Raw genomic sequence first — 14,307 nt, 5'->3', positions numbered from 1 at the left:
CTTCATGGTTAAAAAATGAAAAATAAAACTTGCTCAAATTATTTCATGCACGTTCCTAAGTACAACGTGGTAAACCGCTGATTAAAATTTTTATTCACCACGAACGACTGCATGGATGCAGGAGCAATTGCCGAGGCGCGAAGAGCACGAAGTTTTATGTTTTTCTTCGTGCTTTTCATGTCTTCGTGGTGTTCTTTTTATACAATAATTTCCCGCAACACCGACGTGGCGTAGCTCCCCGCCGGCAGGGTAAAGCAAAGCTCTAACACCGCATCATCAATAAACTGCCAGCGTATATCCTGCACGTTAACCCTTAAGGCGCGTCTATCCCGGTCAACATCGCTCGCCATCAATCCCTGAGCCAATTGCGGGTGCGTATCGATAACGGCTTGTTCAATAGCGAGCGCATCGACGGATACATCGGCATTTCCCCTGCCCCATAACACGCCGGTAGGATGAATTTCTTTTGCTTCTAGCCGTCGGATAATTTCAGCGTCCGGCTGATCCGATTGGAAACAGCTGTGCGACAGATCGAATTGATAGGTGTCGCCGACAACCGGCTGATTCCAGTTATTTTGAGCTACCCGTTCAGCCAAAATCAGGTTAAACAGATAAGACCTGACCGCAGACAAATAGATGCTGCGTTGCTCCCGGCCCACTTTCGCTCCCTCAAACATGCCCAAAGCCTTGCTGACATTCTGGCCCGCATTGCCAAAACGCTGCGAGCCGAAATAATTGGCGATGCCGTTGGCTTTAATCAGTTCCAGTTGCCGGATGGTTTTTGCCTGATCGCCCTGCCAATCGCGGACAATCAGCTTAAAGCTGTTGCCTGACAACACGCCGCGTTTGAGTTTTCTGGCATGGCGCACAGCTTGCAGCACCTTGATGCTGTCCGATTCAAACAGCGTCCAGTCTGGATCCGCTTTGCCCGGCAACCAGACGCTGAACCATTGCGTCGTGACGGCGTAGCGGTCTTTTAAGCCCGCATAACTGACATCGCGCTGCCTGACATTGGCGAACCTGGACAACTGCCTTGCGACATATTCGGTATTTTCGCCTTTCTTTTCTATCTGCAAGAAAACGTGTTCGCCATCACCCGACGGTTCGAATGACAGATTTTCTTTAACGATAAAGTCTTCGGGTAAACTGCGGATTTTGCCGGTGCCGGACGGCCCGCCGTAAACGTAAGGCCAGATGGGGATTTCAATATTTTGCATAAGGCAACTATTCAACGGAACACGGATGGCACGGATCAGACGGATTTAAACGGATTTTAAAAGCCGCAACCAAGTTTGCTGATTGCTCTTAATCAGCGGTTATCAGCCTAATCCGTGCCATCCGTGTTCCATTCTTTATGTCTGAATTTACTTTTCGATAAGGACTATCGCCTGCACGGCAATGCCTTCCTTTCGCCCCTCAAAACCCAGCTTTTCCGTGGTGGTCGCTTTGACGTTGATGCAATCGATATCCACATGCAAATCATCGGCGATATTGCGGCACATCGTGGCTGTATGCGGCGACATTTTAGGCGCTTGGGCAATAATCGTAATATCCGCATTGACCAGCTTATAGCCTTTTTCCTGCACGATACTGTAAACATGACGCAATAGAATCCGGCTGTCGGCGCCTTTAAATTCGGGATCGGTATCGGGAAAATGCTTGCCGATGTCGCCCAAGGCCGCCGCGCCCAATATCGCATCGCACAGCGCATGCAACACCACATCGCCGTCGGAATGCGCTTCCAGGCCTTGTTCGTAAGGTATTTTCACGCCACCTAGTATTATCTCGCCGCCGTCTTTGAAACGGTGTACATCGTAACCTTGACCTACTCTAATCATTGTTGCTCCATATAAAATTGCGCCAGCGCCAGGTCTTCCGGGCGGGTGATTTTGATGTTGTCGGGACGGCCCTCGACGATTTTCGGCCGCAATCCTTGTAATTCCAGGGCGCTGGCGTCGTCGGTGATGGCCGGGTTGCCTTGGCTTTGCTCCAGTGCGGTTTTCAGCATGCCGTAACGGAACATCTGCGGCGTCAATGCCCGCCAGATATGGCTTCTATCCAACGTTCCGGTGATGTCGTTACCTTGCACCTGTTTTAAGGTATCCGGGGATGCCAAAGCCAGAATTCCGCCCACGTCATCGCCAGCCAGCGTATCGATCAGGAGGTGAATGTCGCTCGCGGTAATGCAGGGCCTCGCCGCATCATGCACCAATACCCAGTCGTCATCGGACGCTTGCTCTCGGATGGTTTTTAACCCGGACAGTACAGAATCGGCCCGCTCTTTGCCGCCCGGAGCGGTGATGATGTTTTGATGTTGGGATACGGCAAGCTCGGGCCAGTAAGGATCTTCTTCGGAAACCGCAACGGCAATGGCGGCAAAGACATCGGCCTGCAACAAGCGCAGCAGGGTATGTTCGATGACCGTTTTCCCGGCAAGATCCAGATATTGTTTAGGCCGGTCGGCCTGCATGCGTTTGCCGACACCGGCAGCGGGTACGATAGCCCAGAATTTTATTGAATGGGTCATGGATAAAAAAAGCGAAGGGCTGAAGGCGAAAGACGAAAGGCTGGTGCTTTTTTCATCCTTAGCCTTTCGTCTTTCGCCTTATTCAAGCACATGAAAAAACGTTTCATCTTCCTTAATCATCCCTAATTCGTCTCTGGCCCGCTCCTCAATGGCTTCCTGTCCTTTTCTTAAATCCAGCACTTCAGCGTAAAGCGCTTCGTTGCGCTGTCTTTTTTCCTCGGCCTGTTTTTTCAAAACATCAAGTCGCTGTTGATAAGCTTCAATCTGCGCAACACTGCCGTCGCCAACCCATATCCGGTATTGAAAATGGATAATCAACAGGATGATGATTGCAATGAGGGTTTTCATGGATAAGGCAAAAGGCTAAGGGCAAAAGGCTAAAGGCTAAAGGCGCAAGACTCATGATTTCCACCCTTTGTCTTTCGCCTTTCGCCCTTCGTCTGCTTTTTTACAGCATTTTAAACGCGCTACGGCCTGCGTAAACCGCCAACTCGCCTAACTCTTCTTCAATCTTCATCAGGCGGTTGTACTTGGCGACACGGTCGGAACGGCTCAAAGAACCGGTTTTGATTTGTCCTGTTCCTGTTGCAACGGCCAAATCGGCAATGGTGGTATCTTCGGTTTCGCCTGAACGATGCGATACGACAGCGGTGTAACCTGCCGCGTGTGCAGTATTAATAGCATCCAACGTTTCGGTCAAAGTACCGATTTGATTTACTTTAATCAGAATTGAGTTGGCAATGCCTTTCTCAATGCCTTCTTTTAAAGTAGCGGGGTTAGTCACGAACAAATCGTCGCCGACCAATTGGATTTTGTTGCCCAATTTTTCGGTTTGATCTTTCCAGCCGGTCCAGTCGTTTTGATCCAGGCCGTCTTCGATAGAAATAATCGGATATTTGTTAACCCATTCGACAAAGAAATCATTCATTTCAACCGAATTGAAGCTTCTGCCTTCTGCCGATAACTCATAACGGCCGTCTTTGTAGTATTCGGAGCTGGCTGCGTCCATACCTAAATAAATATCGACGCCGGCTTTGTAACCTGCTTTTTCGATCGCTTCCAGAATGACTTCAATCGCTTCTTCGTTAGAAGACAGGTTAGGTGCGAATCCGCCTTCGTCGCCGACAGTCGTTGCCAAGCCTCTGCCTTTTAAAACTTTGCTCAGGTTATGGAAAACTTCAGCGCCGTAACGGATAGCTTCGCGGAAAGTAGGAGCGCCTACAGGCAGAATCATGAATTCTTGCAGGTCAACGCTGTTGTCAGCATGTGAGCCGCCGTTGATGATGTTCATCATCGGTACCGGCATCACGAATTTACCGCTGGTATTCAAGTGACGGTATAAAGGTACGCCCGCTTCTTTAGCCGCCGCATGAGCTGCCGCCAATGATACGGCCAAAATCGCATTCGCGCCTAAGCGGCCTTTGTTCTCGGTATCGTCCAGCGCAATCATTTTTTTGTCGATGCCCGCTTGATCGGCAACATCCATACCGACAACCGCGGCGCGAATTTCAGTATTAACATTGTTAACCGCTGTTAATACGCCTTTACCCAAATAACGGCCTTTGTCATTGTCGCGCAATTCTATCGCTTCGCGTTCGCCTGTCGATGCACCGGATGGAACCATAGCGCTGCCGATCACGCCGGACGCCAAAATTACGTCCGCTTCCAGGGTCGGATTGCCGCGTGAATCTAAAATTTCTCTTGCACGAATATCTACTATTGCAGTCATTATGTTTCCTTATTTAGAGAGTTGTTTCGATCAGGCCGGTTGTTTTTACCGCCTTGTCGATAGTTAATAAAATTTCCAGTAATTCTTTCATTCTGTGTAAAGACCAGGAGTTGGGGCCGTCACTTTTCGCTTCCGCGGGATTCGGATGGGTTTCCATAAACAGTCCTGCAATGCCTACCGCTACCGCCGCTCTGGCTAATACCGGTACAAATTCGCGTTGTCCGCCTGATACCGTGCCTTGTCCGCCGGGCAGTTGCACCGAGTGCGTCGCATCAAAAACCACCGGGCAACCGGTGTCGCGCATGACCGCCAATGAGCGCATGTCGGAAACCAGGTTGTTGTAGCCGAACGATACGCCGCGCTCGCAGACCATAATCTGCTGGTTTCCGGTCGCCTTGGCTTTGTTGGCGACATTCACCATATCCCAAGGCGCCAGGAACTGGCCTTTTTTGATATTGACAGGAATGCCGTGAGAGGCAACTTGCTGAATAAAATTGGTTTGCCGGCATAAAAACGCAGGCGTTTGCATCACGTCAACGACCGACGCGACTTCGGCCAGCGGCGTATCTTCATGCACATCGGTCAACACCGGCACGCCGATTTGCTGTTTGACTTTTTCCAGTATTTTTAGCCCCTCTTCCACGCCGGGACCGCGATAACTTTCGTGCGACGAACGGTTGGCTTTATCAAAAGACGACTTGTAGATAAAAGGGATATTCAGCTGGGTCGTTAATTCCTTAAGGTAACCCGCCGTGTCCAGCGCCAGTTGCTCGCTCTCGATAACGCAGGGCCCGGCTATCAAAAAAAACGGCTGATCCAGACCCGCTTCAAAACCACATAATTTCATTACACTGTACCTTTTTTATGTTCAACAGCCGCGACGACAAAACCGGAAAACAGCGGATGGCCTTTTCTCGGCGTCGAGGTGAATTCAGGATGGAACTGGCAAGCCAGGAACCACGGATGATCGGGTATTTCCACCACTTCGACCAGACGGCCGTCGATAGATTTTCCGGAAAAACGCATGCCGGCCTGTTCCAGTTTTTCCAGGTACTGGCTGTTAAACTCGTAACGATGCCGATGCCTTTCGGTAATCACATCTTTCTGGTATAGCTGGAAAGCCAGTGAATCCGATTGCAACCGGCATTGCTGACCGCCCAGGCGCATGGAACCGCCCAAATCGGAGTCTTCGCTGCGGATTTCCAACTGGCCGTCCTCAGACATCCATTCGGTAATCAAGCCGATCACCGGGTGCGGCGACTTGGGCAAGAATTCGGTGCTGTGCGCGCCTTCCAATCCGGCTGCATCGCGGGCAAACTCAATAACGGCAACCTGCATGCCCAGACAAATACCCAGATAAGGGATTTTATTTTCCCGCGCATACCTGACCGTGGCAATTTTGCCCTCCACGCCGCGCTCGCCGAAGCCGCCCGGCACCAGAATGGCGTCAATGCCTTTCAGCTTGGCAACGCCTTCATCCTCTATCGTTTCCGAGTCGATATAAACAATATTGACCTTGGTGCGGGTGCGGATACCGGCGTGTATCAGCGCTTCATTCAATGATTTATAAGCATCGGAATGATCGACATATTTACCGACAATGGCGATGGTCGCTTTATTGACGGAATGTTCCAGCGCATCAACGACCGCTTCCCACTCGGTCAGATTCGCCGGAGGCACGTCCAGACGCAACTTGTTGACGACAATGTCATCCAAGCCTTGTTCATGCAATAACAACGGAATCTTGTAAATCGAAGCAGCATCGACCGCAGAAATAACCGCCTTTTCTTCCACATTGGTAAACAACGCAATTTTGCGGCGTTCGCTGTGAGGTATCGGCTGTTCGGAACGGCAAATCAAAATATCCGGCTGTATGCCGATACTGCGCAGTTCTTTTACCGAATGCTGGGTCGGCTTGGTTTTTATTTCACCGGCGGAACGAATGTACGGCACCAGTGTTAAATGAATAAACAACGACCGTTCGGAGCCCAGCTCAAAACGCATCTGCCGGATAGCTTCCAGAAACGGCAAGGATTCAATATCACCGACCGTACCTCCGACTTCAATCAAGGCGACATCGACCGCGCCCTGGGTTATCCTGCCGCTGGCATCGATGCAGTCATCGGCGCTTTCGTATACACGGCGCTTAATTTCATCGGTAATATGCGGGATAACCTGGACCGTCGCGCCCAGATATTCGCCCTTACGCTCTTTGCGCAAAACACTTTCGTAGACCTGTCCCGTCGAGAAGCTGTTCTTTTTAGTCATCGTGGTTTTAAGAAACCGCTCATAATGACCTAAATCGAGATCGGTTTCGGTACCGTCTTCAGTAACAAACACCTCGCCGTGCTGAAAAGGACTCATCGTACCCGGATCGACATTGATGTAAGGATCGAGCTTGGTCATGGTGACTTTGAGGCCGCGAGACTCAAGAATAGCGGCAAGCGAAGATGCGGCAATGCCTTTGCCAAGTGACGAGACGACGCCGCCGGTAATGAAGATGTATTTTGTCATGTAGGATTTTAGACTTCAGTGAAAACTGATGAAGTTAGGTAAAACTGGTGCATTTTAATCGACAATACAAAATTCGTCATTGTCTTTTGGGTTTAATTCTTAACTTTGCAGGGACAAACTGACGCAAGCCTGAGGTTTTTCATCGTAGAACGCGGCACTGATCCATTTATCGCCCACGGCGGCAAGCTTACCATTCAGGTAAACCAAAGGCGTCACATCCCTTTCCCACGGCGGAACAGCCGCTTCCTGAAACAGTTTCTTCAGCGAATGATGACCTTGACGCCCCGGCAGGCAGATTTTTTCACCGCCCCTGCGGAATCTGATCTCGACCTTGGCGCTTAGCCATTGTTCACGGAGTATCCCTGTCGATGAAGGCACACAGAATAGTGTCCGGTCATGGCTGACTTTTATCGACATTTGTCCGACAGGCCAAACAAGGTCTTGCAGGGATTCTTGTGCCGATTGATTCGTCAGACAATACAGTTTATTCCGGTAACGGCGAATGTTGTACCCTTGTCCTGACAATACCGGATCGCGATGCTCGCCCGCCGCAACCACCTGACTTAAAATTCGCCCGATAAAAGCCTGCGAAGGCATTTTTAGCCCCAAGTACCGAAACCAATGCCTGAGGATAAGTTGCCGCGGATGGCTGTGATGTTCCATCAGCCGGCTGATACATAAGGTCTTGTCTTCTGGATTTAAAACCGCGCCGAACAACTCATCAGCGACTTCCTCGACCAGCAACTGTGCATCGGCACAATGCTTTGCCGAACGGGCTACGGTTTTATCGATTGCAGGCCAGCGCTGTTTCAGTAACGGCACAACCGCATTGCGCAGGAAATTACGGTCATAATCATTGCTTTGGTTGCTGGGATCTTCAACCCAGCTTAACTGATGTGCATGAGCGTAATCGATAATCGCCTGCTTGGGCGTATCCAGAAAAGGCCTGAGCATAACGCCCGCCCCGAAAGCCATGCGCTCCGGCATCCCGGATAGTCCGCGCAAGCCGCTGCCGCGAAACAATTGCAGCAACACCGTTTCCAGCTGGTCTTCCCGGTGCTGGGCGAGCAGCAACGCATCCCCGGCGTTAATGAGCGATTTTAAAGCGTCATATCGGGCGTTTCTGGCGACCTCTTCGGGACTTTCGCCCGGTGTCGGTTTGGCATTAACCCGTAACGTTAAAAACTCGACACCCAGCTCTTTTGCCGTTTTTTCGCAATGCTTAGCCCAGGATTCAGCCTCGGCTTGCAGGCCGTGATGAACGTAAACGGCGGTAATCTTATCTTTGAGTCGAGGTATTGAAGCGCAACAATGCAGCAACACATGGGAATCTACTCCGCCACTATAGGCGACATAAAGCCTTTGCCGCCCGTGCTCAAGATCAAGCCTGGAAATACTCTCGTGGAAATCCTCGTAAAGCAGCGAATCTTTCGCTTTTCGCCTTTCGCCTTGCACCTAAGCGTTACTTCCCGCTTTCCTCAAAAACCCCAAAATTCATAATCCGTTGATAGCGCCTTTCCATCATTGTATCAACGGGGACACTCTTCAACTCGTGCATATGGCGAGCCAGCGCTTCCTTCAAATTCGAGGCAATCGCTTTAAAGTTCCTATGCCCGCCGCCTAAAGGTTCCCTGACGACTTCATCGAGAAATCCCTGCTCACGTATACGATCCGAAGTAATACCCATCGCCTCGGCAGCCAATTGTGATTTATCGGCGCTTTTCCACAGAATGGATGCGCAGCCTTCCGGGGAAATTACGGAATACGTGCTGTATTCCAGCATGATTAAACGGTCGCCGACGCCGATGGCCAACGCACCGCCGGAACCGCCTTCGCCGATGATGGTGCAGATAATCGGCGTTTTGAGCTTGGCCATTTCAAACAGGTTTCTGGCGATAGCTTCGCTTTGGCCGCGCTCTTCCGCGCCGATGCCCGGATAAGCTCCCGGCGTGTCGATCAGGCAAATAACCGGCATTTTGAAACGTTCCGCCATTTTCATCATGCGTAACGCCTTGCGGTAACCTTCCGGGCGCGGCATGCCGAAGTTGCGGTAAATTTTTTCCTTGGTATCGCGGCCCTTTTGATGGCCGATCACCATAACCGACTCTCCGTTAAGGCGCGCTAATCCGCAAATAATAGCCGGATCATCGGCATAAGCGCGGTCGCCGTGCAGCTCATGAAAATCAGTAAAAATATGTTCGACATAGTCCAGCGTATAGGGACGCCCCGGATGCCGGGATAGCTGAGAAATCTGCCAATCGGAAAGATCGGTAAAAATAGTCTCTGTCAGCGCTTGGCTTCGATCTTCCAGCTGCTTAATCGCATCGGAAATATTAATATTATTGTCGAACTCGACATTGCGGAGTTCTTCAATTTTCGCTTCTAATTCAGCGATAGGTTGTTCAAAATCGAGAAATTTTAGGTCCATGTAGACTTGATCTGAAGAATTGTTACAGTAATGGGTAATTTTATAGAAATTCAGCAATTTATTCTAAATAAATTCCAGATTATTCCGAACATCGCTTTCGTTATGCTCGCAAAAGTTCACAGCGCTGGATTCGTGCCTGGCGTAAAATATTCGTCTCGGGTCCGGCACATCTCCCGCCTAATCTATCGTCTCAACCCATCGGCAACGGTCTTTCACAACCCCGGAGGTATTGGAGTCGCCAATGCCTTTGGCGATAAGCGCAATCACTCGGTCATCGGTATCGTAACCGACATGGGCGTCGATAGGGTTGGCGAATTTACCCAGACCGAATGCGTCAAGGATGGTCGCCACATTAATATTAACATTGGTGACTTCAGTGCATAACCTTGAATCCAGATATTTTTCCACGAAGCCGTGCGGAATCGCATAACTAAGCAAATCGTTAGGGTCGCTAAAGGCAATGATCGGTGTTTTAGCCAACATGCGTTGACTGTACTTTTCTCCATTCTCCTTGCAATACGCGTCTTTTTGATTGCTGACATCGGGTAGTTTCTCCCCCAACTGCAACATCGGCAGTTGATTGGACATCATATAAATGGGGATTTCTTTGCGCTTTAATGCCGCACTGAAATCAGCATCGCGCTGGTCCACTAAAGAAGCAATGCGTTGCATACCGTCAACAATAATCCGACTGCCCAGGCTGTGCGAAACAAAGGCATACTGATCAATCAGCATGTTTTTTGCGGCGCTGTCGTCATTAAATGAACAGGCTTGTACTTTATCGTCAGGCAAGTCGTTCCAGTTGCTTTTGGTCATCCAGCAGAAAGATTGGCCGAATGAAACCAATATGTCATTCCTGCTCTCTCCCAGATAGATAATCGGATCAGGCCCGGTATCATTGGAGAACAGCTTCATCATGTTATTGACTTCGGCTCTGCGAAATGAATATTCCCCTGAATTATCATAGGCCAGCACTTCTTTTTGCTTGGCGGTAATGATGGACCAGGTTAATTCATAAAACAGCAACTCCTTGCTTCTGTCTTTGCTTAAAAATCGGTTGATTCTCAAGTTGCCCAGGTTTTTGCTGTTATCCAGGCGGCTGGTTAGGCCGATGTTTTTATACTGCGACGACATCACCGGCAAATCCAGTTCTTTAGCCAGTTTTTCTATAAATTGCGTGGAGTATCCCGGCGAATGATCGCCCACCCCATGCACCATCAGCACCTTCATTTTGCCTTGTTTATTACCCAGATTCGGCGCAAGTCCTTTAAAAGGCTTGCCCCATATTTCGCAAAGACGGGTATCGACCGCTTGCTGTTTTTCCAGAAAGGCTTCAGCCATACCTTTGCCCAAACTCGCGCAGCCGCTTAGCTGGGTCGTCATCACAAGTAACAGAAAAATATGCTTCATGGGTCGCTTTTTATCAGTCGGGCTTTGTCGCTGTCACCAGCGCATTGACTTCAAGTCTGTGGCTCAGGGTGATGATTGAAAAACCGGCATCGCTCAGTTGTTTTAACGCCACTGATTCGCGCATAACGTGGTTTTCCGATTCATCGCTAAACAAATGCACTATCCAGTGTTCCAGTACGTCCAGCTTGTTAATCTGGGTTAATACCTTGAAATAACCGCTGACTTCGTCCTGGATAGTACGCGTATGCTTGGAAACATCATCCAAGCCGTAACGGTCGCCGTTAATGAAGCGGCCGCCCGGTGTCAAAATCCTGAAAACTTCTTGTAGGACTTCGTTGCGATAGGTATCGAGAAAGTTATGCAGGGTATAAGCGGAAGCCACTATATCGACGCTACCGGTTGCAATGTTTTTCAATGCCGTTAACGCATCATCGCCGCAAAAAGCCAGCCTGCCTTCTGTCGCCCATTTATGCAGATGCTTTTTGGCCTGTTCCTGCATGACCGGCTCGTTATCAATGCTCAAGATATTCAGTTTGTCCGACGCGGTTAGCAGCGATAAAGTGGTAATCCCTGTGCCGCCGCCCAGTTCCACCACTGTGAGATTACCGGTTGTATGCGCAGCATAGTCCGAGACCGCATCCCCTACCAGTCGGCTCATTTTGGTTGCTAAAGGGCAGATTAAGTTGAGCAGCTCATAATCTTGGCCGATAACGCCGGAAAATATAGCATCGTATTTGTCTGTCATTGTAATTTGGCTTGTTGTTTGCGTTCGAAAGCGGCTAACTGTTCCGCAGTGGCTTCGGTTTGAAATTTATCTTTCCATTCGTTATAAGGCATACCGTAAACGACTTCCCTGGCCTGCTCATAATCCATCTCTACGCCCTGTTCCACCGCTTCCGCCATATACCATTTGGCCAGACAATTTCTGCAAAAATCAGCCAAAATCATTAAGTCGATATTTTGAACGTCGGTGTTTTTTTGCAAATGACCGACTAAACGTCTGAACGCGCCGGCCTCTAGTTCTGTTTTTGTGTTTTTATCCACAGATCCGCTCCAAAAATAATCGATATTCTAGCAGAAACGACCATTCAAGCATGTACATTCCGCATCAAAGATTTTACAATGAACAACAGTTAGATATGCATAACGACTCACCTCATATATGAGAATTCATAGTTCATCATTAATTTTTCAGCCTATTAGCCTGAACCAGAAAGTTGGCCGGAATAATAGTGCGCAAAATAAAGATAAAAATGAACTCTCTGTTTCAATAGATGAGCAAAACAAAAAATCTAATCAAGCCTCTTCACCCGAAGAGATTAAAAAAACGCTGGATAATGTTAGCCTAGCCATTGATTCGTCAAGCCAGGACAATATTATCAAACCAACCAACTCGCGAACCTTAAGAGCACTTTCCGCCTACACCCAGGAATTCAATGCGCCACTGCAAGATCAACGTGCTCAATTGATAACAGGAATAGATGCTTACGCCTGACCACCCCACTTTCGGCTACTAATGAAACAGCTTTTCGAATTTTTCCCTATACTTTTATTTTTTATCGCGTTTAAACTTTACGATATTTATGTCGCTACCGCCGTTGTCATCGTGGCAACAATCATTCAGGTAGTCTACGCATGGTTTAAACACCGCAAGGTTGAAACCATGCAGTGGATTACCCTAGGCTTGATTCTGGTGATGGGCGGCGCAACCCTCTATTTGCAGGACGAGCAATTTATCAAATGGAAACTATCCATCATAGAATGGTTGTTTGGCGCAGCCTTTTTGGGTAGCCAGTATGTTGGTAAAAAACCCTTCATTGAAAAAATGCTGTCCGGCAGCTTAACCCTGCCCGCGTTGATCTGGAAACGATTAAACACCCTATGGGCCGGCTTTTTTATCAGCGTAGGCTTTATCAACCTTTATGTCATGTACAATTACGACACCGATGATTGGGTTACCTTTAAAACGTTCGGCGTACCGGCCTTAATGGTTGTTTTCATTTTGCTGCAAATGGTCTTTTTATATAAATACATACCCGATACAGAGGAATAAAACGTGTTATATGCCATTATCAGCGAAGACATAGCGGATAGCTTGGAAAAAAGACTATCCGTGCGTCCGGCGCATCTCAAGCGTCTGCAAGAGTTACAGGATGCCGGCAGGCTGATTTTAGCCGGCCCTCACCCATCAGTTGACAGTGACAACCCCGGAGCGGCCGGTTTTACCGGCAGTCTGGTGGTTGCCGAATTTGACAGCCTGACAGAGGCCCAACAGTGGGCGGATGTTGATCCCTATATCGACGCCGGGGTTTACGCCAAAGTTACCGTTAAACCATTTAAAAAGGTCTTGCCACAATGACATCCGAATTAATCAAACAGTTGCTGAATGAAGCCTTTAATCCGGGGCTTTTAGAAATCATTGATAACAGTTCGGCGCATGCCGGACATGCCGGCGCACGTAGCGGCGGAGGACACTATCATGTCACTATCGTCGCTGAAATTTTTGAAGGCAGATCTTTAGTCCAACGACACCAGCTTATTTATAACGCGCTGGGCGACATGATGAAACAACAAATTCATGCCTTAGGCATTAATGCTCTCTCACCCTCTGAAGAAACCAAAGGAAAATTATAAATGAAAAAATTTATCCCTCTGCTTGTTGTCGGCACGGCATTGCTTGCCGGTTGTAACCAAGAAAAAGCCGCTGACAGCGCTTCTCCTACTACGACTGCTGCCCCTGCTATTGATAAAGCTGATGCTGTTGCTGTCGTCAACGGCCAGTATATTGCCAAATCAACGCTTGAAACGCTGGAAAAAGAAATCGCCGAGCGTAGCCACGGACAATCTTTCCCCAAAGAAAAACTGATTGAAGAACTCGTTCAGCGCGAATTGCTGGTTCAAGACGCCACACAAAAGCAACTGGACAAATCGCCTGAACTCATAGCACAGCTTGAAGCCGCGAAAAAAGCACTGTTAACTCAAGCCGACCTGCAAAACTTCCTCAAAGCCAATCCGGTAACCGATGCAGAAATCAAAGCCGAATACGACAGCAAAGTTGCCGCTGAAAAGGGTACTGAGTACAAGGCAAGCCATATCCTGGTTAAAACCGAAGCGGAAGCTAAAAAACTGATCGCTGAATTGGATAAAGGCGCAGATTTTGCGAAATTAGCCAACAAGAACTCATTGGATGCCAAAGAATCGCAAAATGGCGGCGACTTGGGCTGGTTTTCCGCCGCGCAAATGGTTGCTCCTTTCTCTGAAGCAGTGGCCGCACTGGAAAAAGGCAAATACACTAAAGAGCCAGTTAAGACTCAGTTTGGCTACCATGTGATTTTAAAAGAAGATTCGCGTGCATTAACCCCTCCTCCATTGGAAGCGGTTAAAGACCAACTGATGCCTTTCCTGCAACGCAAAAAAGTTCAAGAGATGATAGAAACATTGCGTAAACAGGCGAAAGTAGAAATTTTGGTGCCGTTGACCGACGAAAAACCCAAAGCCGAAGCCGCGGCAGCTCCAGCAGAACAACCTGCGGCTACCGAAGCAGCGCCTGCTGAAGCCGATAAAGCGGCAGCTCCCGCAGCAACGGAACCGGCTAAAGCGGAAGAACCCGCCAAACCGGCTGAAAAGGCAGCAGAACCCGCACCCGCAGCGCCTGCTGAACCCAAAAAATAGTATTGCGTTATCTGCAAAAAAGGGCGG

General features: G+C 49.0%; 17 protein-coding genes. 5 read left to right on the top strand and 12 right to left on the bottom strand.

Going from position 1 to position 14,307, the window contains the following annotated elements:
• Positions 1-197 precede the first annotated feature (197 nt).
• The 12 genes from truD to B0F88_RS16330 form a co-directional block, all read right to left on the bottom strand.
• On the bottom strand, positions 198-1,217 hold the full coding sequence (gene truD / locus B0F88_RS16385; RefSeq protein WP_104425015.1) for a tRNA pseudouridine(13) synthase TruD: 1,020 nt from the start codon (positions 1,215-1,217) through the stop codon (positions 198-200).
• 147 nt (positions 1,218-1,364) lie between these two features.
• Positions 1,365-1,838: a 2-C-methyl-D-erythritol 2,4-cyclodiphosphate synthase gene (ispF, locus tag B0F88_RS16380; protein ID WP_104425014.1), complete on the bottom strand. Its 474-nt coding sequence runs from the start codon at positions 1,836-1,838 to the stop codon at positions 1,365-1,367.
• Positions 1,835-2,527, bottom strand: a complete 693-nt coding sequence (gene ispD, locus B0F88_RS16375; RefSeq protein WP_104425013.1) for a 2-C-methyl-D-erythritol 4-phosphate cytidylyltransferase — start codon at positions 2,525-2,527, stop codon at positions 1,835-1,837. Before ispD ends, ispF begins: the two co-directional genes overlap by 4 nt.
• Positions 2,528-2,605: 78 nt before the next feature.
• Entirely contained in the window at positions 2,606-2,875 is a 270-nt protein-coding gene (locus tag B0F88_RS16370; RefSeq protein ID WP_104425012.1) for a septum formation initiator family protein, read from the bottom strand.
• Positions 2,876-2,975: 100 nt separating this feature from the next.
• Positions 2,976-4,256, bottom strand: coding sequence for a phosphopyruvate hydratase (gene eno, locus B0F88_RS16365; RefSeq protein ID WP_104425011.1), 1,281 nt, complete (start codon positions 4,254-4,256; stop codon positions 2,976-2,978).
• A 13-nt stretch (positions 4,257-4,269) separates the two neighbouring features.
• Positions 4,270-5,103, bottom strand: a complete 834-nt coding sequence (kdsA, locus tag B0F88_RS16360; RefSeq protein WP_104425010.1) for a 3-deoxy-8-phosphooctulonate synthase — start codon at positions 5,101-5,103, stop codon at positions 4,270-4,272.
• Positions 5,103-6,770: a CTP synthase gene (locus tag B0F88_RS16355; RefSeq protein WP_104425009.1), complete on the bottom strand. Its 1,668-nt coding sequence runs from the start codon at positions 6,768-6,770 to the stop codon at positions 5,103-5,105. The genes kdsA and B0F88_RS16355 overlap by 1 nt, the downstream gene beginning before the upstream one ends.
• A gap of 99 nt (positions 6,771-6,869) precedes the next feature.
• The gene (tilS, locus tag B0F88_RS16350) at positions 6,870-8,225 is read right to left on the bottom strand and encodes a tRNA lysidine(34) synthetase TilS (RefSeq protein ID WP_104425008.1); all 1,356 of its coding nucleotides are present in this window, start codon (positions 8,223-8,225) and stop codon (positions 6,870-6,872) included.
• A gap of 7 nt (positions 8,226-8,232) precedes the next feature.
• The gene (gene accA, locus B0F88_RS16345; RefSeq protein ID WP_104425007.1) at positions 8,233-9,198 is read right to left on the bottom strand and encodes an acetyl-CoA carboxylase carboxyl transferase subunit alpha; all 966 of its coding nucleotides are present in this window, start codon (positions 9,196-9,198) and stop codon (positions 8,233-8,235) included.
• A 177-nt stretch (positions 9,199-9,375) separates the two neighbouring features.
• Positions 9,376-10,608: a hypothetical protein gene (locus tag B0F88_RS16340; protein WP_104425006.1), complete on the bottom strand. Its 1,233-nt coding sequence runs from the start codon at positions 10,606-10,608 to the stop codon at positions 9,376-9,378.
• Positions 10,609-10,621: 13 nt separating this feature from the next.
• On the bottom strand, positions 10,622-11,353 hold the full coding sequence (locus B0F88_RS16335; protein ID WP_104425005.1) for a class I SAM-dependent methyltransferase: 732 nt from the start codon (positions 11,351-11,353) through the stop codon (positions 10,622-10,624).
• On the bottom strand, positions 11,350-11,652 hold the full coding sequence (locus tag B0F88_RS16330) for a DUF1244 domain-containing protein (protein ID WP_104425004.1): 303 nt from the start codon (positions 11,650-11,652) through the stop codon (positions 11,350-11,352). The genes B0F88_RS16335 and B0F88_RS16330 overlap by 4 nt, the downstream gene beginning before the upstream one ends.
• Positions 11,653-11,770: 118 nt before the next feature.
• On the opposite strand from B0F88_RS16330, the gene B0F88_RS16325 reads away from it, so the two are divergent.
• From B0F88_RS16325 to B0F88_RS16305, 5 genes are read left to right on the top strand one after another with little or no spacing between them, the layout of a single operon-like run.
• On the top strand, positions 11,771-12,103 hold the full coding sequence (locus tag B0F88_RS16325) for a hypothetical protein (RefSeq protein WP_104425003.1): 333 nt from the start codon (positions 11,771-11,773) through the stop codon (positions 12,101-12,103).
• A 21-nt stretch (positions 12,104-12,124) separates the two neighbouring features.
• Positions 12,125-12,661, top strand: coding sequence for a septation protein A (locus tag B0F88_RS16320; RefSeq protein WP_104425002.1), 537 nt, complete (start codon positions 12,125-12,127; stop codon positions 12,659-12,661).
• Between the two features lie 3 nt (positions 12,662-12,664).
• A complete protein-coding gene (locus B0F88_RS16315; RefSeq protein WP_104425001.1) occupies positions 12,665-12,967 on the top strand; it encodes a YciI family protein in 303 nt (100 codons plus the stop codon).
• Positions 12,964-13,242, top strand: a complete 279-nt coding sequence (locus B0F88_RS16310) for a BolA family protein (RefSeq protein WP_104425000.1) — start codon at positions 12,964-12,966, stop codon at positions 13,240-13,242. The genes B0F88_RS16315 and B0F88_RS16310 overlap by 4 nt, the downstream gene beginning before the upstream one ends.
• Positions 13,243-14,280: a peptidylprolyl isomerase gene (locus B0F88_RS16305; RefSeq protein WP_104424999.1), complete on the top strand. Its 1,038-nt coding sequence runs from the start codon at positions 13,243-13,245 to the stop codon at positions 14,278-14,280.
• The last annotated feature ends 27 nt before the right edge of the window (positions 14,281-14,307 follow it).

It is taken from the genome of Methylobacter tundripaludum (assembly GCF_002934365.1).
GTDB lineage: Bacteria > Pseudomonadota > Gammaproteobacteria > Methylococcales > Methylomonadaceae > Methylobacter_A > Methylobacter_A tundripaludum_A.
Note: the sequence above shows the minus strand (reverse complement) of the source record. Positions and strands in the feature narration are given on the sequence as shown.

What these genes read in the sequence shown, in the direction of transcription:
- B0F88_RS16355 (WP_104425009.1), bottom strand. Translation starts at nt 6,770, where the DNA reads ATGACAAAATACATCTTCATTACCGGCGGCGTCGTCTCGTCACTTGGC.
- ispF (WP_104425014.1), bottom strand. Translation starts at nt 1,838, where the DNA reads ATGATTAGAGTAGGTCAAGGTTACGATGTACACCGTTTCAAAGACGGC.
- B0F88_RS16310 (WP_104425000.1), top strand. Translation starts at nt 12,964, where the DNA reads ATGACATCCGAATTAATCAAACAGTTGCTGAATGAAGCCTTTAATCCG.
- truD (WP_104425015.1), bottom strand. Translation starts at nt 1,217, where the DNA reads ATGCAAAATATTGAAATCCCCATCTGGCCTTACGTTTACGGCGGGCCG.
- B0F88_RS16335 (WP_104425005.1), bottom strand. Translation starts at nt 11,353, where the DNA reads ATGACAGACAAATACGATGCTATATTTTCCGGCGTTATCGGCCAAGAT.
- B0F88_RS16325 (WP_104425003.1), top strand. Translation starts at nt 11,771, where the DNA reads ATGAGAATTCATAGTTCATCATTAATTTTTCAGCCTATTAGCCTGAAC.
- ispD (WP_104425013.1), bottom strand. Translation starts at nt 2,527, where the DNA reads ATGACCCATTCAATAAAATTCTGGGCTATCGTACCCGCTGCCGGTGTC.
- B0F88_RS16305 (WP_104424999.1), top strand. Translation starts at nt 13,243, where the DNA reads ATGAAAAAATTTATCCCTCTGCTTGTTGTCGGCACGGCATTGCTTGCC.
- accA (WP_104425007.1), bottom strand. Translation starts at nt 9,198, where the DNA reads ATGGACCTAAAATTTCTCGATTTTGAACAACCTATCGCTGAATTAGAA.
- B0F88_RS16320 (WP_104425002.1), top strand. Translation starts at nt 12,125, where the DNA reads ATGAAACAGCTTTTCGAATTTTTCCCTATACTTTTATTTTTTATCGCG.
- B0F88_RS16340 (WP_104425006.1), bottom strand. Translation starts at nt 10,608, where the DNA reads ATGAAGCATATTTTTCTGTTACTTGTGATGACGACCCAGCTAAGCGGC.
- eno (WP_104425011.1), bottom strand. Translation starts at nt 4,256, where the DNA reads ATGACTGCAATAGTAGATATTCGTGCAAGAGAAATTTTAGATTCACGC.
- kdsA (WP_104425010.1), bottom strand. Translation starts at nt 5,103, where the DNA reads ATGAAATTATGTGGTTTTGAAGCGGGTCTGGATCAGCCGTTTTTTTTG.
- B0F88_RS16370 (WP_104425012.1), bottom strand. Translation starts at nt 2,875, where the DNA reads ATGAAAACCCTCATTGCAATCATCATCCTGTTGATTATCCATTTTCAA.